Source organism: Methyloversatilis universalis FAM5 (assembly GCF_000214035.2).
Taxonomy (GTDB): Bacteria; Pseudomonadota; Gammaproteobacteria; order Burkholderiales; family Rhodocyclaceae; genus Methyloversatilis; species Methyloversatilis universalis.
The window spans coordinates 1-386 of record NZ_AFHG01000012.1 but is presented as its reverse complement, the minus strand read 5'-3'; the positions used below and the strand labels follow the sequence as shown (position 1 = coordinate 386).

The window sequence follows — 386 nt, the reverse complement described above, 5'->3', positions numbered from 1 at the left end:
CGCGGTGGCGTCCGAGCCGCCCGGCTGCTTGGCCGCGTAGGCCCAGGCGGCGAGGTAGTTCCAGCGCGCGCCGCCCGAGGTCTTGGGGTTGGGGGTGATGACCTCGACGCCGGGCCGGACCAGATCGTTCCAGTCCTTCAGGCCCTTGGGGTTGCCCTTGCGCACCAGGAACACGATGGTGGAGGTGTAGGGCGAGGCGTTGTGGGGCAGGCGCTTCTGCCAGTCGGCGGGGATGAGCTTGCCGTTGTCGTGCAGGGCATCGACGTCGTAGGCCAGGGCGAGGGTGACCACGTCGGCTTCGAGGCCGTCGATGACCGAGCGGGCCTGCTTGCCGGAGCCGCCGTGGGACTGCTTGATGGTGACGTTGTCGCCGGATTTCGCCTTCC

Annotated in this window: 1 protein-coding gene; it reads right to left on the bottom strand. The window is 69.4% G+C overall.

Annotated elements, in window-relative coordinates; translation table 11 throughout:
* Positions 1-386 (bottom strand): sulfate ABC transporter substrate-binding protein (locus METUNV1_RS00055; RefSeq protein WP_043358629.1); only part of this gene is annotated, 386 nt, incomplete at both ends.